Here is a 26,250-nt window from a genome sequence, read left to right as displayed (position 1 = left end):
GAATTTTTAAGATGGATATTAGTGAAATTATTGCAAGTAATGTAGGAACAGAAGCAGGGATTCATATTGGGAAGAGTGACGCGCCGGTGAAAGTGATTTCATTTGTGAATGTGCGTTGTCCGTTTTGCCGCGAATGGCATGAAAAATCGCGTGATGTGATTAGCCGTTATTTGGACTCTGGTCGCATTGAGCTTATTGTGAAGCCGTTTGATAAGGAGAAAGAATCGTTGCAACGAGGGAATGTTATACACCACTATCTAGATTACGCAGCGCCAGAGCAAACGCTTGAGATTTTAGACGAAGTATACGCGAGACAAGATCTTTGGGGTTCTTTGACGCACGAAGAAGTGGCGAATTTTGCAGAAGATGAGTTAGGGCTTTCCAAACAAGATAACAAAGAACAAGCGGAGAAAATAATCGCAGAAGCAAATGCTGCCAACATCCGTCTGGTACCAACTGTGATTATCGGAGAACATATTTTTGATGAACATATTTCACCGGAAGAGTTGGAAAAACTGATTTTAGAAGAAGCAGGGAAAGAATAAAAAATAAGCGGTGGCCTCCAGATTTGGGGTCGCCGCTTATTTTTATTCGGTAAAACTTGTCGTGATGTGAACACCGTCTAGTGGATCAGCAAAATCGCTCACCGTATAATCTGTTTTTCCGTCCTGCCAGCTAATAATATTGCCTTCCGCCTTGTTTGGAGCGGCCTCAAGCTTCATACCACCAACTTGATGTGGCGCGGGAAGCGTTTCTTTTTCAAGCACGGCGACGACCTTTTTAGCGAGGACAATGGAATCTTGCGGATCTGCGCTCGTTGTGTTGCGAACGCCCATGCTCCAACGACCTTCCGCCCAATTGAGAAAAGTAGAGCCGGCACCAGCGTCAGAATAACCAGTAATACCAGAACCGAGGTCGACACCGTTCACGCCTGTATTGACGTCATTCATGTGGCCAGTTGCCTCTGCTGCGGCTTCTTCTGTCGCATACATTTTTCCAGAAATCGTGGCAATCGGGGTCGCTTTAGACGTATCTTTCAAGTCAGAACTATTCACCGAAATAGGAGCCTTTGTTTCGTAAAAAACGACTTGATAGGCATCCGATGAATCGCTCGTTTTCGCGCTCAGGTAATGTTTATCAGAAGAGAGTGGAATCGCTTTTGGGAGCATTACGACAACATCAGAGCTGAGTTTCGATTTTACCGTTGCCAAAACATCTTTTTGCGTGAGTGTTGGCGTTTTTGTGCTGCTGCTCATATCATTTTTGTTCATGTCATTGGTGGTTTTGCCGTAGTTATTGTTGCTGCTACCGTAAGAATTGGAACTATCCGAACTATCTGAGGAGTAAGAACCGCCACAACTTGCGAGAAGCAGCGCACTAAAAACAACTGGAATAACCATAAATTTAGCATTCATTACTTTCACCTCTTTGCTAAGGGTTTTCCCGATTTTGGCATAAGAAAACCACCTTCCGTAGTAGAAAGTGGTTTAAAGTTAGAAAAATTTCCGTTTCCAAAAGACAAAGCCGAGTATCCCAGCGATTCCAAACGAAATACAGATGACGAGTACCCAGGCAATAGGAATATCAGATAATGGCAATCTTACGTTCATCCCGTAAAAACTAAACACCATCGTCGGAATCGTCAAAATGATCGTAAACGAGGTCAGGAATTTCATCACGATATTCATGTTATTCGAAATAATCGACGCGTAGGCATCCATCATCCCACTCAAAATATTCGAGTGAACTTCAGCCATCTCAATCCCTTGCCGGTTTTCAATAATAACATCTTCCAGTAAATCTTGATCTTCCTCGTACATCTTCACGATATGTTGGCGCATCATTTTGTCGAGCACCAGCTTGTTCGATTTGAGGGCGGTCAGGAAGTAAACCAAACTTTTCTCAATCCCCATTAAATCGTAAAGTTGCTTGTTTTTCATCGATTCGTGAAGCTCTTTCTCAATATCATCCGTTTGACGACTCATCCGCTTCAAGTGACGGAGAAATTGCGTCGAAATCATATACAATATTTGCAAGGCAAAACGCGTTTTCATGTGCGTAAAAAAGCCTTTTATCCGATTTTTAATGAAGGACTGAATAATCGATGAGTCAATCGTGCAAATCGTGATAAAATAATCCTTCGTCATAATCATCCCAAGTGGAATCGTTTCAAAAGACGCATAGTGAATATCGTCCTCATCCACGATCGGAAAGTCACAAATAATCAGGATAGCTTCCGTATCGTCATCCCGTTCAATCCGTGCACTTTCATCTTTATCTAGTGGATCTTCGAGAAACTCAAGCGGAACCCCGTACTGGTCGGCAATCTGATTAATTTCTTCCGATGACGGCGCCACGATGTTAATCCAACAATTGCGCTCTGGTTTCTCTAATTCTTCTAATTTACCAGCTTCGTTCGATTTGAAAATTTGATGCATAGGCGTATTCCTCCTTTTCTAAGGATTCAGCCAAATGGAGTGCTGTTGCAAGCCATGGCTCGAATCCTTGCATGACCTCTGATGCGGATCTGGTTCACTCGGCGCGATACTCGTTTTCATGGTGCTCAACTCCTTTTTCTCAAATAATCACAACTTCATCATTATACAGAGATTTAGCTGTTTTGTACATGGTTACTGCTAAATTTCTTGCATTTCAAAACTCATATCGTAAAGTGGTAGCAACAAGTCCACCGTTTTTTCGAGTTCTTTTGTAAACGAAGCATCACTTTTCAAGGCAGCATCACCAGGTTTGAAAATACGGCCAACCATAAATTCACCCTTCTTCACATCGCGGAATCGCTCTAGAATCTTAGTTAAATCTGTATTTTGGATAAGGCTTGTCGGTTTTTCCGTATGATCTGGTGAAATCGAAAAGTTCGCTGGCAAGTTTTCCAGCTGATCCAGATTTTCTAGGAAATTATGCACGACGATTTGACGGTTCTCCGTTTCATAGATGAAAGCAAGCCAAATAAAGACGTATTCATCCCAAATCCCGACTTGGAAATGCGGATGTTTTTTGTAGCCGCGTTTATTATTAGCAACCGCAAGCCACGTACTATCAGGCGGATTCACCGAACGGCGGGCGTGACGCGCAATATGCAGAAACATCTCCGTTCCTGTTTTAGCACTTAAATAAGTAGCAAGCCCCTCGCCGATTTCGCGAAATTTAGGCTGAATCTGTGTTTGAATCGCTTCCATCCGGTCCTCGAGCCCTGGTGTTTGCATTGCTTTAAAATCATTTTTTGTAAAAGTCATTAAGATTCCTCGCTTTCGTAAAAATAGGCGCTCCTTTCATTATAACGTAAAAACGAGTCGTAGAGGCTGTATTTAGCTTGAAATTATGATAAGCTAGGAAAAATAAGAAACAAAATGAAGGAGTGGTGCGAAGATGGTACTGGAGAAAATCGATCAACTAGCGCGGGAATGGTTGGAGGAAGCGGGAAATCGGATTTTTATGGCGCTCGAACAATCTAATATTGAAGTCGAGGCGAAATCGGATCGCAATGATTTGGTGACGAATGTCGATAAAGCAACAGAACATTATTTTGCGGAGAAAATTGCGGCTCATTTCCCGGGACATCGCTTGCTTGGCGAAGAGGGGTACGGCGAAGAAATCACGAGTTTAGAAGGTATTGTTTGGGTGCTTGATCCGATTGACGGTACGGTGAATTTCGTCGAACAGAAACGGAATTTTGCGATTTCGCTCGGTATTTACCAAGAAGGCGTCGGGGAACTGGCGTATATATACGATATCGTCGGTGGTGAATTCTACTTTGCTAAGCGCGGAGAAGGTGCTTTCGTGAACGATGTGAAGATTCCAAAACTTGCGACCGATAACAAACTGGAAGATTCTCTCGTGATTATCAATACGGCGTCGGTTCGCAAATTCCCACACATGCTCCCGGTCATCCAAGCGGCTCGCGGATTGCGTTTATACGGCGCGGCGACACTTGAGTACATGGCAGTGGCAACAGGACGCGCAGACGCTTATGTGAGCGCCAATCTATCACCATGGGACATCGGCGCTGGAAAAATTATAGCTGAGGAAGTAGACGCCATCGTGACACGCGTGGACGGCTCTGAGATGGTAATCACCGAAAAAGGCGATTCATTCGTTGCGAGCCCTGGTGTTCATGCCGAGATTTTGCGTGACTATAGCCGCTGAAAAACGGGAATGCCTCGCGCGCCCAGCTAAATTTCATTTTATGGAATAAAAATCGTGCTAAACCCAAGAAAATGTGCTATAATTGGAAAGTTGATTAAAACTAAACGATCCAGAAACGGGGAAAATAAGCCAATTTTCCTCTTTCTTTTGGCTCTGGTAGCTAAGTCGTATTACCATATATGAAGAGCGCTTGACTTTAGTTAGGCCATTTTTGAGCAACTGAGCAGGGTTTCACGTGCCAGTTTCGAGAAGGTAATTTAATATTAGGAGGAAACATTTTGAAATTAAGAGAAGATATTCGTAACGTCGCTATTATTGCCCACGTTGACCATGGTAAAACTACATTGGTGGACCAACTTTTACGTAAGTCAGGAACTTTCAACGATCACGAGCAAGTAGCTGAGCGTGCGATGGATAGCAATGCCATTGAAAAAGAGCGTGGTATTACAATTCTTGCGAAAAATACTGCCATCAATCATAACGGTGTGCATATCAATATTTTAGATACTCCCGGACATGCCGATTTCGGTGGGGAAGTAGAACGTATTATGAAAATGGTTGACGGTGTTGTCCTAGTCGTTGATGCGTATGAAGGTACAATGCCACAAACGCGTTTCGTACTGAAAAAAGCACTAGAGCAACATTTAACACCACTTGTAGTAGTAAACAAAATTGACCGCCCATCAGCGCGTCCAGCAGAAGTTGTAGATGAAGTTTTAGAATTATTCATCGAACTTGGTGCAGACGAAGATCAATTGGAATTCCCAGTTGTATACGCTGCGGCAGTTAATGGAACAAGTTCATTAAGCGATAAAGTGGAAGATCAAACAGAAACAATGGATCCTATTTTTGACTTAATCATCAATAACGTACCAGCGCCTGTGGATAACAGCGACGAGCCTTTGCAATTCCAAGTATCTTTACTTGATTACAATGACTACGTTGGTCGTATCGGTATCGGTCGTATCTTCCGTGGAACAATGGAAGTTGGTCAATCGGTTGCCTTGATGAAACTAGACGGTAGCGTGAAGAAATTCCGCGTAACCAAAATGTTCGGTTTCTTAGGTCTTAAGCGCGTTGAAATTACACATGCAAAAGCCGGCGATCTCGTTGCCGTTTCTGGAATGGAAGATATCTTCGTTGGGGAAACAGTAACACCAGACGATCACCAAGAAGCCCTGCCAATTTTGCGTATTGACGAGCCTACTTTGCAAATGACTTTTGTAACGAACAACAGTCCGTTCGCTGGTCGTGAAGGTAAACACGTAACAAGCCGTAAAATTGAAGAACGTTTACTATCTGAGCTACAAACAGATGTAAGTTTACGTATTGACCCAACTTCTTCACCAGACGCTTGGGTTGTATCTGGCCGTGGTGAGTTGCATCTATCAATTCTAATTGAAAACATGCGTCGTCAAGGTTACGAATTACAAGTATCTAAACCAGAAGTTATCATCCGCGAAATCGATGGCGTGAAATGTGAGCCAATGGAACGCGTACAAATTGATACTCCTGAAGAATATGTTGGTAGCATCATGGAATCTATCGGTTTGCGTAAAGGTGAAATGGCTGATATGGTCAATGACGGTTCTGGTCAAGTTCGCTTGATTTTCCTAGTACCATCACGTGGGCTTATCGGTTACACAACGGAATTCCTATCGATGACTCGTGGTTATGGTATCCTAAACCACACATTCGATTCTTACCAACCAATGCAAAAAGGTCGTGTCGGTGGACGTAGCCGTGGTGTTCTTGTATCGATGGAAACTGGTAAATCAACTACTTACGGAACAATGCAAGTAGAAGATCGCGGTACTATCTTTGTTGAACCAGGTACAGATATTTATGAAGGTATGATCGTTGGGGAAAATAACCGTGACGGCGATATCGCAGTAAATATCGTAAAAGCGAAACAAATGACAAATATTCGTTCAGCGAATAAAGACCAAACAAACGTTATCAAAAAACCTCGTACATTAACACTTGAAGAATCACTAGAATTCCTAAATGATGACGAGTATTGCGAAGTAACGCCAGAAAGCATTCGTTTGCGTAAGAAAATCTTGAACAAAAACGAACGTGAAAAGGCAGCGAAACGTACAAAAGTATCTGAATAAATCATGGAGAGTCGTCCTTTGTTGGACGGCTTTTTTTAGTTGTTGAAAATTTCATCTACTTAATTATTTTTGTAACATGATTGTAATATGACGGTTTTTTTGGTATAATTCTTTTAAGGAAAGACGTGAAAGAAGGAGGGGATTTGCATGAAGAAATTACTGATGGTAGGCACAATGAGTGTGATGGTTTTTGGATTGTCAGCTTGTGGTTCGGGGGCTGACTCGAAAAGCTCGGAATCGGAGGAGCAAACGCCGAAAACAGAGGAGAAACAAGTAACGAAAGAGACCGATACGGCAAAGCAAGATGTGAATTCTAGCGAGGATACCAAAGAGAAAACAGAGGCAAAACAAGATAAAGAAGAAGTAACAACGGAGGAAGATGCGCCGGCGACAGAGGATACACAGGTGAAAGAGGAAGAAGCGACAACGCCTGATCAGAAAGTAGAAACACCAAAAACGGAAACTGCGAAGAAACCTGCGGCAACCGCCACGACAGTAGCCTTTTCTTTGAGTGCAGATGGCTTTAAACAATCCGCAGTAGCACCGAAAACAGGCGGAACAGTATCGTTAGTCTACTTAAATACAACACCTCAAACAGCTGATTTTGGCCCGTTAAAAGTAACGGTGAAGCAATACAAGTTGGAAAGCGTAACAGGAGCTAATAAAAAAATGGATCCTTATAGTCCAGAATCCTATTTAGCTAATCAAGATGGCTTTGTGGTAACGGCTGACGTGATTGTTGAAAATACGACAGCGAGCAACATCAACTATTTAGCAGAGCGTATTCAAATCAATGGTGGCGGCATTTCCAAAGGTGCCAGTCTAGAAAACTTCGTGCCAACAGCCTATCAATTAACAGGCAGTCCGTCCGCGCATAATATGTTCCCAGCGAAATCAAAACGAGAAGGCGCGATTACCTATATGCTGAATAAGCAAAACTACTACACGCTTGTGCATCTGACCAAGCTAGTAGTGCCAAATCCGAATGACTTCGCAGAAAAAGCATTGCCGACAAAAACGACGAAAGCGATCGATTTGGATTTCCGGATTACGGAATAAGGTATTTCAAATTAGGATGGAGTACAAACAAAAACCCGCTATTCATGTTTAGCGGGTTTTTCAATAAAGCTTTTCGTTTTTGGCTTATGAAATTCAAATTTACCAGAATTGATTCGAGCTACCGTTTTTTCAGCAATACGACCTTCACATTCAGGGCAAAGATACATACGAATCGGTTTATTGCGTAGTTGTTTCGTTTTAAATTTCTTATCATCTAGTTCATCAATTGTCTCACATAAAATACATTGTGCCTTCATTGCGTTCACCTCGTGATTTTATTATAGCATGAAAAAAATGAAAGATAAACATTGGTATACTAACGGAGGTTTTAGAAATGGTGATAGAGAAAAAGGCGGGGCATAAAGAGATGGTGATTACTTTATTGGCATCAGTAGTAGCTTTTTTAGCGTTGGTATTTGTTCAGCAAGCGGTTTACTGGTTTGATAACTTTTACTTGGCGTTTGGCATTGCGTTTGCTCTGATTATTGGCTATGTTGTCATGATGTCGATTGCTTTTTTCAGGTCGTTCAAGAGGCATTTTCAGTTTTTTGATAGGATTATTATCTATTTATCGATCCCGCTGAGCCTATGCTTCTTCGTTTTTATGTATCTAATGACTGTCATGTGGTTATCTTAAAAAATTGTTAGGATATCAGGTTACATGGTGAAAAAAATATGCTATACTAAAGAGGATAAAATTCGCAAAATTACAGTTTTGATGGAAATAGATTAATGAAGCGCATGTAGATGTGTTTTGAATGGGGGGTTCTGTGATGACAAATAAACAAATCGATCACAGAGAAGAGGCAATTACTCTTCTTAAAGAAGATGCGAAAAGAATTTTGCAGTTAATTAAGGTGCAGATGGATAACCTGACTTTACCTCAATGTCCAGCCTACGAAGAAGTTTTAGATACCCAAATGTACGGCTTATCGCGCGAGATAAATTTTGCGGTGAGATTAGGCTTGATTGACAGAGCGGAAGGGAAGAGCTTGTTGAGCACGCTTGAGAAAGAGCTTTCCGTATTACATGAATTGTCGACTAGTAAGTAAATATAGATATAGAACACCCCTCTTGACGTGAGATTGTGATGCGTCGGGAGGGGTGTTGGTTTGTTGTTGGGATTCTTATGAAGCGTATTATGCTGAGTTAGAACCCCAATATGCATGAGAGCAGAGCGAGCATGTAATCCATTGGTGGGTCTGGCACGGGGAATCTGGATTAAATGCTAAACCGAATAAAAGGCGAGTGAGCGGGATGGTTTTGGTTTTATATGGAGTCAGATTCAGCGTGGACTTTGTTCGGCGTCATGTTTGGCGCCTCCGGGATCCGGCTTCAACGGCCAACTCCTCGAAAACTTCACGCCCTCCACAAAAAGCAAGAGCGGCTTTTTCTTGCGGCCGCTCCAGTTTTTTTCGGAGCCTAACGGGCCGTTTCAGCACTTCGATGAATAATAAAACTTAAACTCCATGTCCTTCTGATGGTTCCCAAATCCCTTACCAAATATCGTTGTCCCGCCAATATTCTTTGCGTCTTTTTCAACGGCTATCCGGAATGTAAGGAGTTCTTCAGTTATGTCTAAATCGTCCAAGGTTAGCTCGGATAATATGTCTCCATCAAAATGGGTGCCGTGTTTGGATATGCGAATGGTTTTGAAGAGGCCGTACTGGCTGTTAGAGTCTTCCCACCAACTTGGTGTGTATTTGCCGCGGATATCGGAAAAATTGCCTGGGCAGGTCCATGTTCCAAGTGTGTGGCCGTTTAGGTAGAAAGAGATGTCGGAGGGCCAGACGTTGTTGGAATAGGGAAACTCGGAGGCGATTTCGAAACTAATCTCGAGCAGCTCTATTTGTTCTTCTTTTTGCAGGGGGTTTGGAACTTTGTATTCTAGGTAGCCTTGTGTGAACCAGATGATTTGGGCTTCCATACGCCGGGCGTCCATGAAGTATTTTGGTTCGTCTACATGACCGATGAAGTCTTTGCTAGATGCCAGTCCGCACGTTGGTGTGACGTTATAGTCTGTGTAATGGCCCACTGGTAATTCTAAGGAGCGCATCTTAAAATTAGGGTAAATGGTGGTCGGGAATGTAATCTCAATCTTATCTACGACGAGCTTGGAAATTTTCTGGATGCCAGATTTTCCAGGTATTTTTTCTGTGCGGATTAATTTGGCGTTTTCGAGTTGATTGATGTGTCGCGTGATGATGGCGCTACTCATATGTAAAGCGTGTGCGAGCTCCTTAATATTCATCGAACTTTGTGAAAGTAGGTTCAAAATTTGAATTCTAGTGTCGCTGGCAAGGGCTTCGTAAACGTGAATGGAATCTTTGGAAATATCTAATTGCATGTAAAAAAATCCTCCTTTAGTTAATGATTCGATAGATTAAATAGAGTATAAATTAGATGTAAATCTGTTTAGTGAACCTGTTAGTTTATCATAACATAAAATTGCTATCAAAAGAACTAAAAGTGTTGACAATAAAATTTTAGTGAATTATAGTAAAAATATAAAAGAAGTTTAGTTATTAATTTACTTAAAGGTTAACTAAAGAGCTTCTTTTTTAAATATTTTATGTAGGCGTTTACATTTTGTGTGGATAATGTGAATGGATAGTTGGATTTAGAAGTGTGAGATGGGTGAGGAGTTTTTCACAAGGTGGTGGTAGGTTAGCGCAGAGGTTGTTCTGGGTTTGGTGTCTAAGAACCGCTGGGGGATTACATGCTCGCTTTGCTCGCATGCATATTGAGGCTCTAAGAAAACAAAGTACGTTTTCTAAGAGCCTCAACAAATAGGGAGGAATTTAAAATGAAAAAAATGTTAGGTCTTGTTTGTATGTTGTTATTGGTCGCTGGATTGGCTGCGTGCGGTGGTTCTAGTGATGCGAAGGACACTGCCAAAAGTAAGGAAATCATTTTCTGGAATCCATTTACTGGTCCGGATGGCGCGAATATGCAAAAAATGGTGGACGCTTACAATAAAACAAATCCGGAGTTCAAAGTCAAAAATATATCTCTAAAAGAGGGGGATATGTACACGAAAATTCCGACGGTTGTAAACTCTGGTAAGAATATTCCTGATTTGACGATTGTGCACGCTGAACGTATTAAGCAGTATGTAGACAACGATATGCTGATGACATATGACGATTACTTAGCTGATTTTCCAGATATGAAGGCGGAGAATTATGTGCCGGAAGCTTGGAATATTGGTCAAATAGATAACAAACGATACAGTGTGCCGCTTGATATTCACTCCTTTATTATGTACTACAACAAAGATTTAGTGAAAAAATATGCTCCGAACGCGCTTGATGATGACGTCGTTACTTTTGATGAGATAAAAGCGGCGGGGGAACTTGCTAAAAAAGACAAAATTGATGCGGTGTCGGTGAGTTGGGTGAAACCGGTGTTCTTATCGTTATATGCGCAGAATGGCGGGAAGTTAACGGAGAATGGTGTGGATCCGACGCTTGATAATCAGCGGGCGAAAGATACGTTTAACCTTTGGAAAGACATGTATAAAGGCGGTATCACAACGAAGGACGGCGAGGATTACTTCCAAAAATTCATCGCTGGGAAAGTGATATTCGCGCCAGAGGGAATTTGGATGCAAAATAATGCGAAAGATGCCAAGTTCGATTGGGGAATCACGAACGCGCCGCAGTTGAGTGAGGATAAAAATAAGATGGTGAACTGGTCTAGCTCGCATCAATTTACGATGTTTAACAGCGAAGGGCGCTCGAAAGAAAAAACAGAAGGCGCGCTGAAATTCATTGATTGGGTGCAAGATAACTCACTGGAATGGGCGAAGTCAGGTCAAAATCCAGCGTCTCTGAAGATCGTGGAAGATCCGACTTACAAAGAAATGCCGCAATCATTCTTGTTGCTTAATCCGGCCGAGCAGAAGTCGCTGAAGATTTTTGATTATAAGTATAATGGTTACGTTTCCGAGCAACTGGATGCGAACGGGAATGACATTATCTTCGGAAAAACGCCGGTGAATAAAGGCTTGGCGGACATGCAAAAAGCGGTGGAAGATAAGATAGCTAAAGATAAATCCAATAAATAAATCGAAAAAGAGACTTGGGGATTTTCGTGTCCTCGAGTCTTAAGATGAAAGATTGGGAGTGATGGAAATGGAAGCAAACGCTAAAACGATAACGTATAAAAAGAGGAAATGGCAATTCACACCTTGGTTGTTCGCAGGTCCACATTTAATTATTTTCTTGATCTTCTTTCTCGTTCCTGTTGTTTACGGAATTTATATTTCTTTTACGGACTGGGATTTGATTGGGACGCCAGATTTTGTCGGTTTTGATAATTATCGCGAAATTTTGTTTCAGAAAGATTCGACTTTTTATGAGCAATTACATAATGGGTTGCGAAATACCTTCATTTTCGTCGTGCTGACCGTGCCATTTTGTATTATTGTGCCGTTGTTGTTGGCCAGCGCATTAAACGCAAAACCGAGGCTAAATAAGCTGTTTCAATCGCTGTTTTATTTGCCATCGTTGTTCGCGATTTCGGCGGTTATCATTATTTGGGGCTTGATGTTTAATGTGAGTTTCGGTCCGATTAATCAATTTCTGGGCACGTCGGTAAACTGGGTCGGGACGCAACCTTATGCATGGATGACGCTTGTGATTGTGACGGTTTGGTGGTGTATCGGTGGGAATATGATTATTTATCAGGCCGCGCTAAACGGGATTTCGAAGGATTTTTATGAGGCAGCGGAAATCGATGGCGCCACTTCTGTGCAAAAATTCTTCCGGATTACGCTACCAAGTATTCGCGCGCAGTTATTGTACACCGTTGTGATGACGACGATCGCACAGTTTAACGTATATGGACAACCGCTGATGCTGACAAAAGGTGGTCCGTCTGGTTCGACGTCGGTATTATTGATGTATATTCAGCAAAATGCGTTTGGTACGGGACAATCGATTGCTGGGATTGCGTCCGCGATGGCAGTGATTCTTGGATTATGTATCATGGTTGTTTCTGCGATTCAATTTTTCTTTTTGCGGAATAAAAACTAACGACGAGGGGATGGATTTCTGATGAAAAAAGATACGCGTTTTATACCAAAATTGATTGCTTTTATATTCCTGCTCGTGATGGCGATCATCTGGGTTGTTCCGCTCGCGTGGGGAATTGTGACGTCATTTAAATCGGAGGCTGAGGTCGCATCGGTAGGCTTTAAGTTTCTTCCAGTGCAATGGGTGACGACGAATTATACCGAATTGTTATTTGATAATGCTGCGACGCCACTTTTGCGATGGTTCATGAATTCGATGATTATCGCGGTTTCACAGACGGTGTTGGTGCTTATTGTGGTCTCGCTAGCGGCATTTGCTTACAGTCGTTTGAAATTCCGTGGACGCAATGCGATGTTCGTTTTTTTGATGGCGACGATGATGTTTCCGAGTGTCGTGAATTTGATTCCACTGTATAAAATTATCGATACGTTCGGTTGGGTGAATAATTATTTAGCGGCGATTGTGCCGGGAGCTGCGGCTGTGTTTAATATCTTTTTAGTACGGCAGTTTATGGTGAATATTCCAATTGAATTTGATGAGGCGGCGCGCATGGACGGTGCCGGTGATTTCAAAATTTTCTACAAGGTTATCTTGCCACTTTTGCGACCGGTGTTAATGGTTGTGGCGTTGTTCACATTCACGGCGGCTTGGAACGATTTCCTATGGCCTTCGATTGTGTTTAATGATATCGAAATGATGCCGATTACGCCGGGACTCCAGCTGCTGCAAGGGATGTACCAAGCGCAGCCAGCACATTTGATGGCAGGAGCACTCGTTGCGATTGTGCCAACTTTCATACTCTATTTGTTCGCGCAAAAGTATTTCTTACAGTCAATGGCCTTATCTTCAGGTGTAAAAGGATAGGAGGGATTTTCAAGTGAGCAGACGATTGGAACGTGTTTTTATTTACATCGCCGCGACTTGGCAGTTGTTGGACGGGTTATTGACGGTTTTTGTTTATGGGTTGTTTATAAAGCGGCAAGGTTTGGATGTGGCGGGGCTTTCTGTGGCGCAGATGCGGGCGATGAAGGCGCTGTTTGGCAGTATTTTTAATTTCGTGGTGATTTTCGGGGTGTTGTTGATTTTACTCGGATTGTTGAATATTTATTTAGCACAGAAACATTGGAAAGATGGTGTGATTGGCTGGAAATTACCGGTTTGGTTTTTAGTTTGTGGCGTATTCTCATATTTTATTATGGATATGCCGAATATTTTCTTGTTTATGAGCGCGGGAATTATCGGTTTGGCTAAGAATAAAGGTATGAGAGTGCAGAAAAATAGCTTGATCGGGGAGGAATTGGGATGACGAAATGGCATCCGAGGCCGCAGTTTGTGCGGAAGGATTGGGAGTTGCTTGACGGAAAATGGGCGTTTGCGTTTGATGATGCTGGCGTTGGCTTGGCGGAGGATTGGTGTGCGCATTTACCATCGGAGCGTGTGATTGAGGTTCCGTTTACGTATGAAACAAAGGCGAGCGGGATTCACGATGAGTCGCATCACACGCTTGTTTGGTATGAGCGAGAAGTGGAAATTGCGGCGCCGGATAAAGATGTGCTGCTTCATTTCGAAGGTTCGGATTATGCGACGACGGTTTGGGTGAATGGGAAAGTGGTCGGTGAGCATCGAGGCTGTTACACGGCGTTTGTTTTTAATATCACGGATTATGTGACGGCTGGAAAAAATCGGATTACGGTGCGGGTTCAGGATAGCATGGATACGGCGCAACCACGCGGGAAGCAGCGCTGGATCAAGGATAACTTTGGTTGCTGGTATGTTCAAACGACAGGGATTTGGAAGTCGGTTTGGCTGGAATACGTGTCACCGATTCATATTGATTACGTGAAAATGACGCCGGATTTTGATGCCCGGAAAATCGATTTGGAAGTGGAAGCAAACGCTTGGCATGAGGGCGTAACGGCGCGCGCGACGATCCGTTTCGATGGCGAATTAATCGAAGAAATGAGCACGACTTTGAAGGATGGCGTGGCGGTCATGCGCGCCTCTGTTTTGGCAAAAGGCGACCCGTGGAGCATGAAAGTTTGGAATACAGAGACGCCGAATTTATACGATATCACATTCACCTTAATAGAAGGAACTACCGTTGTCGATTGCGTGGAATCCTATTTTGGGATGCGGAAAATCGCGATTGAGGGGGAGAAAATCCTGCTGAATAACGAAGAACTGTATCAGCGGTTGATTCTCGATCAAGGCTACTGGCAAGACAGCGATTTGACGCCACCATCTGTTGCGGCGCTAGAACTTGATATCGACAAAATTATCGAGATGGGTTACAACGGCGTCCGCAAACATCAAAAAGTCGAGGATAATCGTTTTCTGTATCTGTGCGATAAGAAAGGCTTGCTCGTTTGGTCCGAAGTCGGTTCGACCTATAGTTTCAGCGATAAAGCGGTTGCTAATTTTACAGCGGAGTGGCTTGAAATTGTGAAGCAAAACTACAATCATCCGTCGATTATTACGTGGGTGCCGTTCAATGAATCATGGGGAGTCGAGGATATTCACAGCGATAAGAAGCAACAACAGTTCACAGAAGGCATTTATTATTTGACTAAAACGTTCGATGCAATGCGTCCGGTTGTGACGAATGATGGCTGGGATCACACGATTTCGGACATTATCACGTTACACGACTATGAGGAAAAAGGTGAAACTTTCACGGAGCGCTATGCGGATCAGGAGAGATTGCTATCCAATGCCTTCCAACATAACCGTTTCCGTCATCCTTTTGCGAGGGGTTATGAAAATAGCGGAAAACCGGTCATTATTTCTGAGTTTGGCGGTATTGCCTTCCAATCCGAATCTGGCTGGGGTTATGGTAATCAGGTACAGGATGAGACGGCTTTTTTAGAGCGTTTTGAAAGTATAACGAGTGCGATTCAAGGTCTGGATTACATTTCTGGTTTTTGTTATACACAAGTCAGTGATGTGCAGCAGGAAATCAATGGACTGCTTACGATTGACCGCCAAGATAAAGTGGATTTAGCCAAAGTGCGTAGTATTAATCATAAACGTAAAAAATAGTACCTTTCATAATAAGCCATCCTTATCATTTCTTTTCGAGCCGATTTCCTATATAATAGATAGATACTACAGTAGGGACCTTGAATAAGGCTCGAAATGATTGGACGATGTGTATGTTTAAAAAAATGTTGAAATCCTATGACTATCCTCTTTTGGCGGTATACCTCATTGTGTGTATCTTTGGATTGATCATGGTCTATAGTTCGAGTATGTTTGTCGCGATTAATAAAGGGTGGGATCCAGCGACGTTCTATAACAGTCAATTAAAAAATTGGATTATCTCGCTTGTTTTGCTGATTTTCTTCGCGGTTTTTCCATATAAAATTCTTCAAAATAATAAGATGTTGATGCTGATTATGTTCGGCTCGGTCGCGATGTTGTTGCTCGTATTGATGTTCGGTGACTCGGCGAATAATGCGCAAAGTTGGCTGGCATTAGGGCCAATTCGGATTCAGCCTTCTGAGTTTATTAAAGTGTCGATGATTATTTACATGGCCGCTGTTTATTCGAAAAAGCAGCGGTACATTGATGATTTTAACCGTGGTGTTTTGCCGCCGGTCTTGTTTTTAGTCGTGATTTGTTTCTTGATATTGCTTCAACCAGATATCGGGACGGCTGCGATTATTTTCCTAACAGGGTGCGGCATTATTATGGCATCAGGTATGCGACTGAAAACGATATTAAAATTAGTCGGGCTCGGATTGCTGATTTTAGCGGTTTTATGTATCGTCGTTTTTCTATTGCCGGAAGACATTCGTTCGAAGCTAATTACGACGAAGCGGATTGGGCGGATTACAAGTTTTCAAAATCCATTTACAGACCATGGCGCGAGCGGGTATCAGTTGGTCAACTCGTTTTACGCGATTGGTTCTGGTGGTTTCTTTGGACAGGGGCTTGGTGAAAGTGTGCAGAAACTGGGCTATTTGCCAGAATCTCATACCGACTTTATTATCGCGATTATTGCGGAAGAACTTGGATTTTTTGGTATTATGATTACGGTCGGCGGGATTTTCTTCATCGTCTTGCGTTCGATTACAAATGGGATGCGCTTGAATGATTCGTTCGGCTCTCTGCTTTGTTATGGGACGGCGACGCTCATTGGGATTCAGGCATTCATTAACCTAGGTGGTGCGTCGGGCATGATTCCGCTCACCGGGGTGACGCTGCCGTTTACTAGTTTCGGTGGTTCGTCACTGATGTCGATGTCGATTTTGGTCGGGATTGTGCTGAACGTATCGATGATGAATAAATTTCAAAAGAATTACGGCTCGGAGAAGGATTTGGCGAAACCAGGGAAACCGGTGCGGCCACGAACGTAGCAGTGAGGATAGGAGGAACGGGCTGAGATTTTGTGGCTCGTTTTTTCTGTATTATTTGCTTTTAGGTATCAAATATACTACAATTATTATTGAAGTGTAGTATATTTGATACCCAGAGTGAGGCAGTGATTGAGAATGGAAAAGTTAATGAAACTATTAGGAGAATATAATGGAACGTTAACACTTAAGGTTGCTAAAGCTAATGGAATCAACGTTAAAACACTAGAGGATTTTGTGAAGAAGGGTATTTTAGATAGGGATGTACCAGGTGTATATACAAAATCTGGGGAATTTCCAGATGAATTTTACATGTTACAGCAAAAATTCACAAAAGGTATTTTTTCACATGAAACAGCGCTTTTTCTGTATGGTTTGACAGATGTGAACCCTGATCGCTATGTTTTGACGTTTCCAAGAGGCTATAATAACCCAAATTTGAAACAGTATTTTGTGCAGCCAAAACATGTGAAAGTGGAAGTCTATAGCCTGGGGATAGCGACGATGGAAAGTCCTAATGGTAACGAAATTCGAGTATATAATTTAGAAAAAACGATGTGTGATATGTGGAAAAAATCCTATAAAGCAGATTATTATGTGAAGATCGAGGCATTAAAAAAATATATGGAGCGCCCGGACAAAAACTTGTTTAGATTGTTAGAGTATGCAAAAATTTTGAAAATTGGTACAGACTTAAAAATGGCAGTGGAGGTATTAAACCAATGACACCAAAACAATTGAAAGACTGGGTAAAGAATGAATCACAGAGATCAGCTATTAACGCTCAATTAGTGATGAGGACTTACATGTTGGAAAAAGTACTACAAAAAATAAGTGAGTCAAAGTATAACGAAAATTTTGTTTTAAAGGGCGGATTTCTAATAGGCTCGATGATTGGAATCTCGCGACGAACAACAATGGATATTGATGCTACAATGAGGGAAATGAACTTGTCACAAGATAAAATTTTGCGAATTTTTCAAGAAGTTTTAGAAACGCCTACTGAGGAAGGCATGGTACTTGAGGTGACAAAGATAACGAATATCAATAAGGGTGATTTTTATGCAGGGGTTCGATTGCATATTAAAACGTATTTGGGGTCGCTAAAAGGAGATGTCAAATTGGATATTACGACTGGCGATTCTATTTATCCAGAGGTAAAAAGGTACGCACATAAAATGATGTTTGAAAATAAGTTTATAGATGTCTACGCATATCCTGTGGAGCAAATACTCGCTGAAAAATTGCATAGTATTCTGGACAGAGGGCTTGCTAATACAAGAGCACGGGACTTTTATGATATTTATATGCTTACCAGTATGGAAAGAAATCTTTTTAATTATCCTGCATTGGCTCTTTCGGTAAAAAATACTTTTGTGCATCGGGATTTTTTATTGAGTGTGGAGGATTATTTTAATGAAAGAATGGAAGCGATTAAGCACAGTCAAGATTTACAGCTGATTTGGAGCAATTATGCAATGAGCTTACCGTACGCGGAGGAACTTTCCTATAGCGAGGTAGTTACATCTGTTGAGAGGTTGTTACTAGATATTATCGCATTGGAGGAAGTAAAGGATTAGTTGGATATTATGGTCGGTTAAACCATTGACATTACTCACTTTACACCGAATCATCGAACATTTTTTGCAAAAATCAGCGAAAACAATTTACATTCTGGGTACTTTAATACTATAATTGTCTGATATACCGTTTTTCTCCATGACGGTAATAATGTTAGCAGCTATGTATATAGAAAAATTAGGTAGTGTAGGTTAGGAGGAAAAAAAATGAATAACATTAAAAAGGTATTAGTTGCCAATCGTGGCGAGATTGCGATTCGCGTACTTCGGGCGTGTACGGAACTAAACATTAAGACAGTGGCGATTTATTCGCAAGAGGATACGGCGGCGTTTCACCGTTATAAGGCGGATGAGGCTTATCTTGTAGGGGAAGGAAAGAAACCAATCGATGCGTATCTGGATATCGATAATATTATCGAGGTTGCCAAGATAGCCAATGTTGACGCGATTCACCCAGGTTATGGCTTTTTGTCGGAAAATATCGACTTTGCCAAGCGTTGTGAAAAAGAAGGCATCATTTTTGTAGGACCTAAATCGAAACACCTAGACATGTTCGGTGATAAAATTAAAGCGAAAGAACAAGCTTTACTTGCCGATATCCCAGTTATCCCAGGTAGTAATGGACCTGTGGCGAACGCGGAAGAAGTAGCTGCATTCGGAGAAAAACACGGTTATCCGTTGATGGTAAAAGCTTCTCTTGGCGGCGGCGGACGTGGCATGCGTGTCGTTCAAGGACCGGCAGATGTGAAGGATGCATTTGAGCGCGCTGGATCAGAAGCGAAAGCGGCTTTTGGGAATGATGAAGTGTACGTTGAGAAATGTGTCGTGAAACCAAAACATATCGAAGTGCAGATCTTAGGGGATTCTCACGGAAATATCGTCCATTTATTTGAACGTGATTGCTCGGTACAACGTCGTCACCAAAAAGTAGTGGAAGTGGCACCATGTAACGCGATTACATCCGATTTACGTCAGCGTATTTGTGATGCTGCCGTGAAGTTAATGAAGAATGTGAATTATTTAAACGCTGGAACGGTTGAATTTTTAGTTGCTGGGGAAGAGTTTTATTTTATCGAAGTTAACCCCCGTGTTCAGGTCGAGCACACGATTACCGAAATGATTACAGGGATTGATATCGTTCAGTCGCAACTGTTTATCGCAGATGGTTGTTCGATGCATGACCAAATCGTGGGTATTCCGCAACAAGAAGAGATTCGCATCAACGGTTCGGCGATTCAATGTCGGATTACGACGGAAGATCCTTTGAACAATTTTATGCCAGATACTGGTCGTATTAATACATACCGCTCAACTGGTGGTTTTGGAGTGCGTCTTGATGCTGGGAATGGTTTCCAAGGTACAATTGTGACACCATTTTACGATTCTTTACTTGTAAAATTATGTACGTGGGGTATGACGTTCGAACAGGCTTCACGCAAAATGATTCGTAACTTGATTGAGTTCCGGATTCGTGGCGTGAAAACGAATATTCCGTTCTTGCTAAACGTGGTACAACATCCTGATTTCATTAGTGGAAACTACAATACATCGTTTATCGACACGACGCCTGAATTGTTCGATTTCCCGAAAGTGCGTGACCGCGGTACGAAGACGCTGCGTTATATCAGTAACGTGACGGTGAACGGCTTCCCAGGCATTAAGCACCGTGAAAAATTGGTGTACGATGATCTGCGAATTCCGAAGATTCCTTTCGACGCAAAAATCGAGCCAGGAACGAAACAAATTTTGGATGCAAAAGGTCCTGCGGGAATCGTGGAATGGGTTAAATCGCAGGAAGAGGTATTGTTGACTGATACGACATTGCGTGACGCGCATCAATCACTACTTGCGACGCGTGTTCGTTCGAAAGACATTTTCCAAATTGCCGATCCAATGGCGCATTTATTACCAAACATGTTCTCGTTTGAAATGTGGGGCGGGGCGACGTTTGATACGGCTTACCGGTTCTTGAATGAAGATCCGTGGGTGCGTCTGGAAACGTTGCGTAAACAGATTCCGAATGTCATGTTCCAAATGTTGTTACGTGGCGCGAATGCTGTTGGTTACAAGAACTATCCGGATAACGTGATTCGCGAATTCGTGAAGCAGTCCGCGCAAAGTGGTGTCGATGTGTTCCGTATTTTTGATAGCTTGAACTGGTTGAAAGGCATGGAAGTGTCGATTGAAGCGGTTCGTGATGCCGGTAAAGTCGTGGAAGCAGCGATTTGTTATACGGGCGATATTGAAGATGCGACGCGCACGAAATACAATGTGGATTACTATAAAGATATGGCGAAAGAGCTTGTGGCGCAAGGAACGGATATCTTGGCGATTAAAGATATGGCTGGACTTTTGAAACCGCAAGCGGCGTATCGCCTTGTGAGCGAACTGAAAGACACGATTGATGTGCCGATTCATTTGCATACGCATGACACGAGTGGTAACGGAATTTATACGTATGCTGCGGCTGTCAGTGCGGGCGTGGATATTGTTGACGTATCGTCAAGCGCGATGAGTGGCGCGACGTCTCAACCGAGTATGACGGGTCTTTATTACGGTCTTGAAAATGGGAAACGTCAAACGATTCTCAATGCGCACAATTCGCAAATGATTAACCATTATTGGGAAGATGTTCGCAAATACTACAAAGACTTTGATAACGCGTTGAACTCACCGCAAACTGAGGTTTACATCCATGAAATGCCGGGTGGTCAATACACGAACTTACAACAGCAAGCCAAAGCAGTGGGCTTAGGCGATCGTTGGGATGAAGTGAAAGACACGTACGCGGTCGTGAATGAGATGTTCGGCGATATCGTGAAAGTAACACCATCCTCGAAAGTAGTCGGTGATATGGCGCTATTCATGGTGCAAAACGACCTTACAGAACAAGATGTGTACGATAAAGGCGAAACGCTAGACTTCCCAGATTCGATTATCGAGTTCTTTATGGGCGAGATTGGCCAACCGTACGGCGGATTCCCGCAAGAATTGCAAAAACTTGTCTTGAAGGGCCGCACGCCTTTGACAGAACGTCCAGGTGCTTTGATGGAGCCAGTTGATTTTGAAGCAGTTCGCGCAGAGCTTGCTGGGAAAATGACGACGGGTGACCCAACAGACCACGATGTGATGTCGTATATTCTATATCCGAAAGTGTTCTTAGACTACTTGACGATGATTGAGAAATATGGTGATGTGACGGTGCTTGATACGCCGACCTTCTTCAAAGGAATGCGTCTAGGCGAGACAGTGGAAGTGGAGCTTGAAAAAGGTAAAACGCTGATTATCAAGTTAAACTCAATCGGAGAACCAATCGCAGACGGCACACGCGTGATTTATTTCGAGCTAAACGGCCAACCGCGTGAAATCTCAATACAAGACTTTAACGTCCAATCAACCGTTGTGACACGCCGCAAGATTGATACGACAAATCCAGAACATGTCGGCGCTACAATGACCGGTTCCGTGATTAAGATTGTCGCTGAGAAAGGCCAAGAAGTGAAGAAAGGCGATCCACTCCTAATTACCGAAGCAATGAAGATGGAAACAACAATCCAAGCCCCATTCGACGGCAAAGTCAACGCGATTTTTGTCACGGACGGCGATGTGATTGAGTCAGCTGACCTATTAATGGAAGTAGGCCGTGTTTAACACATTGAACGCACAGGAAAAAGTCGGGATATCTAACCACCCGACTTTTTCCATTTTTGAAAAGGAGAATTCAGATGTATTTTAGAAAAATAATTACTGCTTTAAGTTTAGCCATCATCCTCATTTTAGCAGGTTGCGGGGCACAAACGACATCTGAGAAAACGGCACAAAAACCAGAATACATAGCAACGGATGCGACTGGCGCCAAAATGGAGCTTAGCGCGAAACCGAAAAAAATAGTTTCTTTGATTCCTAGCAATACTGAAATTTTATACCGACTTGGGCTTGGCAAAAACGTGGTAGGTGTCACATCGAGTGACGATTATCCAGCCGCTGTCAAAAAAGTTCCCGTCGTTGCGACAACCGAAATCAACGTCGAGAAAATCATCGGCATGAAACCGGATCTCGTTCTTGGCCACGCCTCCATGATGAGCTACAATAAAGATGCTTACGACCAAATCAAGAAAGCGAATATCCCGCTGTTCGTGGTAGAAGATGCGCAAGACTTCGATGCCGCGTACAAAACATTCACACAAATCGGTGACCTCACCGGCACGACGAAAGAAGCCGAAAAACTAGTGTCATCCATGCAGGCGACAGACAAATCCATGCGCAAGGAAGCTGCAAAAAAAGTCGAAACCAAAGCGAAAGTATGGCTAGAAATCAGTCCGGATCTTTACACAGCGGGACAAGACACGTTCATCAACGAAATGCTCACCAATATCCGAGCAACAAACATTGTCTCCGAAAAAGGTTATCCGCAATACAGCGAAGAGCAAGTTATCAAAGCTGCACCAGATGTTATCATCACGATTTATCCAAACGCGAAACAAGAAATCGCGAAACGATCTGCTTGGAAAAACATCCCGGCTGTTAAAAATAATCGCATCTATGAAATTGATCCATCCATTGTCAGTCGCCCAGGACCACGACTCATAGAAGGACAAGAAGCGCTATTCGAAGCCATCTATCCAAAATAAATGAGAGTAAAATAAAGATCTTGCTTTACAAATGCCCACTTTTGAGGTAATTTAACATAAGGTGGGTTTTTACGATTTTTCAAATAGCTCACCGCCAATACGTAGAAACAGACCTACATTTACGGAAGAATCGACTAAAAAGCAGCCTAGAAAAACAAGCCAGAAACGCGTAAACGACATCATTATGTATCTTTTTCTAAGAACTAGAGGTGGAGCCTATACGACATGGAGCAAGTGATTTTCGGTTACTAAACTAGCTAACCGCATTATTATTCCGGAAAGAAGTGTTTTTGTGAAACAAGTAATAGAAGTCCTAAAAGAACAATTTAAGTACGCGCCAATGATTTTTCGAATTGCGCGTTATGAAGATAAAGCGACGTATCAGAGCCATTACTTAGGTCTTGCGTGGCAAATTTTAAACCCATTAATTCAAGTTGCGATTTACTACTTTGTGTTCGGATTCGCGATGCGCGGACAATCAGGGATAGCAGGTGCCAGTTATATCGAGTGGATGCTAGCTGGTATTATTCCGTGGTTTTTCATCAGCGCGGTTATTCTGCAAGGGGCAAATAGCATTTTCAATAAGATACACATGGTTTCCAAGATGAAATTCCCAATGAGTGTGATGCCGAGTATTACAATCGTATCGAATCTGACGAGTTATGTCACGATGATGGTAATCTTTTTTGCGCTACTCTTCATAAAAGGCGCACCAGTTTCGATGTATTGGGCCCAGTTTTTCTACTATTTTGTGGCGATGATTGCCTTTTTGTTTAGCGTGACCCTACTAAATGCCACAATCAGCGTATTAGTCCGCGATTATTTCGTATTTCTACAATCAGTTATGCGCGTCCTATTTTACGTGTCTGGTGTTGTTTGGAATCTGGATACGAAGTTGCCAGGTTGGGTTGTAGACCTTTTGAAACTAAATCCAATCGTCTATATTCTGAAAGGATTCCGAGACAGTTTTGTCGGGCATAAAGGCTTTTGGCAAGAACCGTCCTACACGGTCTACTTTTGGCTAATCACAATCGTTTGCCTCTACGTCGGATCCGTATTACACATGAAATTCCGCGAACGTTTCGTGGATTATTTATAGGAGGTAAGGACAAATGGGAAAAAATATCAAAGTAGCATTCAAACATGTGTCCAAAGAATACGACCTCTATCAAAATAAATCCGATAAAATCAAAGGCCTATTCTTGCCTAAAAGTAAACAAATGCAATCCTTCTGGGCACTGCGCGACGTCAATTTCAACATTTATGACGGCGAAACAGTGGGACTAATCGGCATCAACGGCTCCGGAAAATCAACCATTTCCAACATCATGTCCGGCGTTATCCCGCCAACCCAAGGCGAAGTAGTCATTAACGGTGAAACATCACTCATCGCGATCGCAGTCGGCTTAAAAGGGCCGCTGACTGGTTACGAGAATGTCCGCTTAAAACTACTCATGCACGGCTTGAAAACATCCGAAATCGATGCCCTCATGCCGAGCATCATTGATTTTGCTGATATTGGCGACTTCATGAATCAACCAATCAAAAACTACTCCAGCGGTATGCGCTCACGACTAGGTTTTGCGATTTCGGTTCACACCGATCCAGATATTCTTGTCATCGATGAAGCGCTATCTGTTGGTGACCAGACGTTTTACAAGAAATGCGTCGATAAAATTACCGAATTTAAAGAAGCCGGCCGCACCATCGTGTTCGTCAGCCATTCCCTCGGCCAAATGAAGAGCCTATGTGACCGGATTATCTGGATGCACTACGGCCAGATTCGCGAAATCGGTGATGCTCAAGAAGTAGCGGACAAATACGATACGTTTGTACGCTGGTTCAATGGCCAATCCAAGTCCTACAAAAAAGAATACCAAGACGATTTCAAACGCAAACAGAAACGTCCGCAGAAGGTGATTTATCCGAATCCGAGCGCGAATAAATATCGGCTTAGCTGGTTCGATAAGATTGCGCTGACGGTACTCATTGCGCTGGCGATATTCTTTGGGTATTGCGTTGGGACCGGGCAATCGGTTCTGGGTATGTTCAAGGCGAGTGATGACGGGAAACCAGTAGTGACCGAGACGGTGAATGTGGTAAGTAAGACCAAACAGCTTTATTAGTTCACGAAGAAATAGTATAATGAGAGCAGACAGTTAAATATTAGGCTGTCTGCTTTTTTGAGAGAGAGCGTATTTGAAGGGGAGAAATCAATGAAAAAAATAGCAGTACTTGGCAGTTGTGCCACGCGCGATAACTTTAATTCCATTTTCAATGCTGATTATAAGAAGAAATTCGAATGTGTTCTCATGCAAAATCAGAGTTCTATCATTTCTATGGCCTCTAAAAAAAGAGAGAATCCAGTCGTGTCAGCTGACGGTTTTTCGGAGTATGATGAGTGGTGCGTTAGATCTGATTTCACGAAAGAGTTTTTCGACCATTTAGCGAAACTTCAACCAGATACAATTATAGTGGATTTATTTGGCGATGCTCATTTTGGTGTTTTAGAAGTCGAACCTGGTGAATATGTGTCGAATAATCGCTGGAAACTGTGGCGCACGGCGTATTATAAAGATGTGTTAAAAGGTAAAGTCGAGGAACTATCCATTGATAAAAACCGCGAACAGTACATGGAATTGTGGAAAAAATCATGGGATATCGTTCTGGATAAGTTGAAAAAAGCGTCGCCTAAGAGCAAGATTATTCTTCATAAAATCAAGAATGTGAAGGAATACTATAATTTTGATGATAATAGATTTGATATTGCAACTTCTGGCAAGGTGAAGAATGTGAATGTGGATTATTATAATGAGTTGTTGAACGAGATGCATACGTATATTAATAAAAGCGATCGATCCATTAAAACCATTGATTTGTTTAAGGATAAAAAAGAATTTTTGAGCTTCGATGAACATCCTTGGGGACTTTTTTATGTGCATTACACAATGGATTACTATCCGTTATTTATGAATAAACTTATCTCGCTTGAGAAAGATAATAGCTGGTTGAGATTTTTTAAGAAGAAAAAAGAAACGATTGGTGAATAATTAGTGGGAAGGGAGAACGTACTATCGTGCCCTTTTCAAGTTTCCGCTACCCTTCAACTAGTCTTTGTAAAATAATGATTGCAGTAGTACTTTCTATTAGGAGGAATGTTGATGCAACACGGTAAAATGATAAATATTCATATTTAAATTTGCCAAATTAAAATGACCTAGGAACTCTCGATTCCTAGGTCATTTTCGCTTCTAGTCCCATTTTCCACCACACATATTCAAGTCTTTCCTTTTGCCAGCAAATCT

Annotated in this window: 24 protein-coding genes; 19 read left to right on the top strand and 5 right to left on the bottom strand. The window is 42.4% G+C overall.

Annotated features, from left to right (window positions below; translation table 11 throughout):
• Positions 1-11 precede the first annotated feature (11 nt).
• Positions 12-545, top strand: coding sequence for a DsbA family protein (locus tag HCJ66_RS12340; protein WP_187133408.1), 534 nt, complete (start codon positions 12-14; stop codon positions 543-545).
• A gap of 42 nt (positions 546-587) precedes the next feature.
• Here the strand turns inward: HCJ66_RS12340 and HCJ66_RS12335 are convergent, their stop codons facing one another.
• The 3 genes from HCJ66_RS12335 to HCJ66_RS12325 all read right to left on the bottom strand — a co-directional run bounded on the left by HCJ66_RS12335 (position 588) and on the right by HCJ66_RS12325 (position 3,254).
• Positions 588-1,415, bottom strand: a complete 828-nt coding sequence (locus tag HCJ66_RS12335; RefSeq protein ID WP_187133407.1) for a hypothetical protein — start codon at positions 1,413-1,415, stop codon at positions 588-590.
• Positions 1,416-1,493: 78 nt separating this feature from the next.
• Positions 1,494-2,438 (bottom strand): magnesium transporter CorA family protein, encoded by a 945-nt coding sequence (locus HCJ66_RS12330; protein WP_187133406.1) that lies wholly within the window; start codon positions 2,436-2,438, stop codon positions 1,494-1,496.
• 198 nt (positions 2,439-2,636) lie between these two features.
• On the bottom strand, positions 2,637-3,254 hold the full coding sequence (locus tag HCJ66_RS12325; protein WP_187133405.1) for a YktB family protein: 618 nt from the start codon (positions 3,252-3,254) through the stop codon (positions 2,637-2,639).
• Positions 3,255-3,387: 133 nt separating this feature from the next.
• Between HCJ66_RS12325 and HCJ66_RS12320 the strand changes: the two genes are divergently transcribed.
• The 3 genes from HCJ66_RS12320 (at position 3,388) to HCJ66_RS12310 (ending at position 7,340) form a co-directional block, all read left to right on the top strand.
• The gene (locus HCJ66_RS12320) at positions 3,388-4,164 is read left to right on the top strand and encodes an inositol monophosphatase family protein (RefSeq protein WP_187133404.1); all 777 of its coding nucleotides are present in this window, start codon (positions 3,388-3,390) and stop codon (positions 4,162-4,164) included.
• 278 nt (positions 4,165-4,442) lie between these two features.
• Positions 4,443-6,281, top strand: coding sequence for a translational GTPase TypA (gene typA, locus HCJ66_RS12315; RefSeq protein WP_181677918.1), 1,839 nt, complete (start codon positions 4,443-4,445; stop codon positions 6,279-6,281).
• 147 nt (positions 6,282-6,428) lie between these two features.
• On the top strand, positions 6,429-7,340 hold the full coding sequence (locus tag HCJ66_RS12310) for a DUF5068 domain-containing protein (RefSeq protein WP_187133403.1): 912 nt from the start codon (positions 6,429-6,431) through the stop codon (positions 7,338-7,340).
• A gap of 38 nt (positions 7,341-7,378) precedes the next feature.
• Here the strand turns inward: HCJ66_RS12310 and HCJ66_RS12305 are convergent, their stop codons facing one another.
• The gene (locus HCJ66_RS12305) at positions 7,379-7,597 is read right to left on the bottom strand and encodes a YlaI family protein (RefSeq protein WP_187133402.1); all 219 of its coding nucleotides are present in this window, start codon (positions 7,595-7,597) and stop codon (positions 7,379-7,381) included.
• A gap of 77 nt (positions 7,598-7,674) precedes the next feature.
• On the opposite strand from HCJ66_RS12305, the gene HCJ66_RS12300 reads away from it, so the two are divergent.
• Together HCJ66_RS12300 and HCJ66_RS12295 are read left to right on the top strand one after the other, a co-directional pair.
• Positions 7,675-7,977 carry a hypothetical protein gene (locus tag HCJ66_RS12300; protein ID WP_187133401.1) on the top strand — a complete coding sequence of 101 codons (303 nt, stop codon included), beginning with the start codon at positions 7,675-7,677 and terminating at the stop codon, positions 7,975-7,977.
• Between the two features lie 136 nt (positions 7,978-8,113).
• Positions 8,114-8,392 carry an Fpa/YlaN family protein gene (locus tag HCJ66_RS12295; RefSeq protein WP_036067182.1) on the top strand — a complete coding sequence of 93 codons (279 nt, stop codon included), beginning with the start codon at positions 8,114-8,116 and terminating at the stop codon, positions 8,390-8,392.
• Positions 8,393-8,775: 383 nt separating this feature from the next.
• On the opposite strand, the gene HCJ66_RS12290 is transcribed toward HCJ66_RS12295, so the two are convergent.
• Positions 8,776-9,687, bottom strand: coding sequence for an ArsR/SmtB family transcription factor (locus HCJ66_RS12290; protein WP_187133400.1), 912 nt, complete (start codon positions 9,685-9,687; stop codon positions 8,776-8,778).
• 459 nt (positions 9,688-10,146) lie between these two features.
• Here HCJ66_RS12290 and HCJ66_RS12285 point away from each other — a divergent pair, with 459 nt between their 5' ends.
• The 13 genes from HCJ66_RS12285 (at position 10,147) to HCJ66_RS12225 (ending at position 25,995) form a co-directional block, all read left to right on the top strand.
• Positions 10,147-11,409: an extracellular solute-binding protein gene (locus HCJ66_RS12285; protein WP_187133399.1), complete on the top strand. Its 1,263-nt coding sequence runs from the start codon at positions 10,147-10,149 to the stop codon at positions 11,407-11,409.
• Between the two features lie 67 nt (positions 11,410-11,476).
• Positions 11,477-12,379, top strand: a complete 903-nt coding sequence (locus HCJ66_RS12280; protein ID WP_187133398.1) for a carbohydrate ABC transporter permease — start codon at positions 11,477-11,479, stop codon at positions 12,377-12,379.
• Positions 12,380-12,400: 21 nt separating this feature from the next.
• A complete protein-coding gene (locus HCJ66_RS12275; protein ID WP_187133397.1) occupies positions 12,401-13,243 on the top strand; it encodes a carbohydrate ABC transporter permease in 843 nt (280 codons plus the stop codon).
• 13 nt (positions 13,244-13,256) lie between these two features.
• A complete protein-coding gene (locus HCJ66_RS12270; protein ID WP_187133396.1) occupies positions 13,257-13,685 on the top strand; it encodes a hypothetical protein in 429 nt (142 codons plus the stop codon).
• Positions 13,682-15,418 (top strand): glycoside hydrolase family 2 protein, encoded by a 1,737-nt coding sequence (locus tag HCJ66_RS12265; protein WP_187133395.1) that lies wholly within the window; start codon positions 13,682-13,684, stop codon positions 15,416-15,418. The genes HCJ66_RS12270 and HCJ66_RS12265 overlap by 4 nt, the downstream gene beginning before the upstream one ends.
• 113 nt (positions 15,419-15,531) lie before the next feature.
• Positions 15,532-16,737 (top strand): putative lipid II flippase FtsW, encoded by a 1,206-nt coding sequence (ftsW, locus tag HCJ66_RS12260; protein WP_187133394.1) that lies wholly within the window; start codon positions 15,532-15,534, stop codon positions 16,735-16,737.
• A 135-nt stretch (positions 16,738-16,872) separates the two neighbouring features.
• Complete coding sequence (locus tag HCJ66_RS12255; RefSeq protein ID WP_187133393.1) at positions 16,873-17,460, top strand: type IV toxin-antitoxin system AbiEi family antitoxin domain-containing protein; 588 nt, start codon at positions 16,873-16,875, stop codon at positions 17,458-17,460.
• Positions 17,457-18,314 carry a nucleotidyl transferase AbiEii/AbiGii toxin family protein gene (locus tag HCJ66_RS12250; RefSeq protein ID WP_187133392.1) on the top strand — a complete coding sequence of 286 codons (858 nt, stop codon included), beginning with the start codon at positions 17,457-17,459 and terminating at the stop codon, positions 18,312-18,314. Before HCJ66_RS12255 ends, HCJ66_RS12250 begins: the two co-directional genes overlap by 4 nt.
• A gap of 207 nt (positions 18,315-18,521) precedes the next feature.
• On the top strand, positions 18,522-21,965 hold the full coding sequence (pyc, locus tag HCJ66_RS12245) for a pyruvate carboxylase (protein WP_187133391.1): 3,444 nt from the start codon (positions 18,522-18,524) through the stop codon (positions 21,963-21,965).
• 74 nt (positions 21,966-22,039) lie between these two features.
• Positions 22,040-22,945 carry an ABC transporter substrate-binding protein gene (locus HCJ66_RS12240; protein WP_187133390.1) on the top strand — a complete coding sequence of 302 codons (906 nt, stop codon included), beginning with the start codon at positions 22,040-22,042 and terminating at the stop codon, positions 22,943-22,945.
• 292 nt (positions 22,946-23,237) lie between these two features.
• Positions 23,238-24,044, top strand: coding sequence for an ABC transporter permease (locus HCJ66_RS12235; RefSeq protein ID WP_187133389.1), 807 nt, complete (start codon positions 23,238-23,240; stop codon positions 24,042-24,044).
• Positions 24,045-24,057: 13 nt separating this feature from the next.
• Positions 24,058-25,071: an ABC transporter ATP-binding protein gene (locus HCJ66_RS12230; protein ID WP_187133388.1), complete on the top strand. Its 1,014-nt coding sequence runs from the start codon at positions 24,058-24,060 to the stop codon at positions 25,069-25,071.
• A 90-nt stretch (positions 25,072-25,161) separates the two neighbouring features.
• On the top strand, positions 25,162-25,995 hold the full coding sequence (locus tag HCJ66_RS12225) for a DUF6270 domain-containing protein (protein WP_187133387.1): 834 nt from the start codon (positions 25,162-25,164) through the stop codon (positions 25,993-25,995).
• The last annotated feature ends 255 nt before the right edge of the window (positions 25,996-26,250 follow it).

This window comes from Paenilisteria portnoyi, from assembly GCF_014322795.1.
GTDB classification, from domain to species: domain Bacteria; phylum Bacillota; class Bacilli; order Lactobacillales; family Listeriaceae; genus Listeria_A; species Listeria_A portnoyi.
The sequence above is the reverse complement of the archived record's forward strand: the minus strand, read 5'-3'. Positions and strand labels throughout refer to the sequence as shown.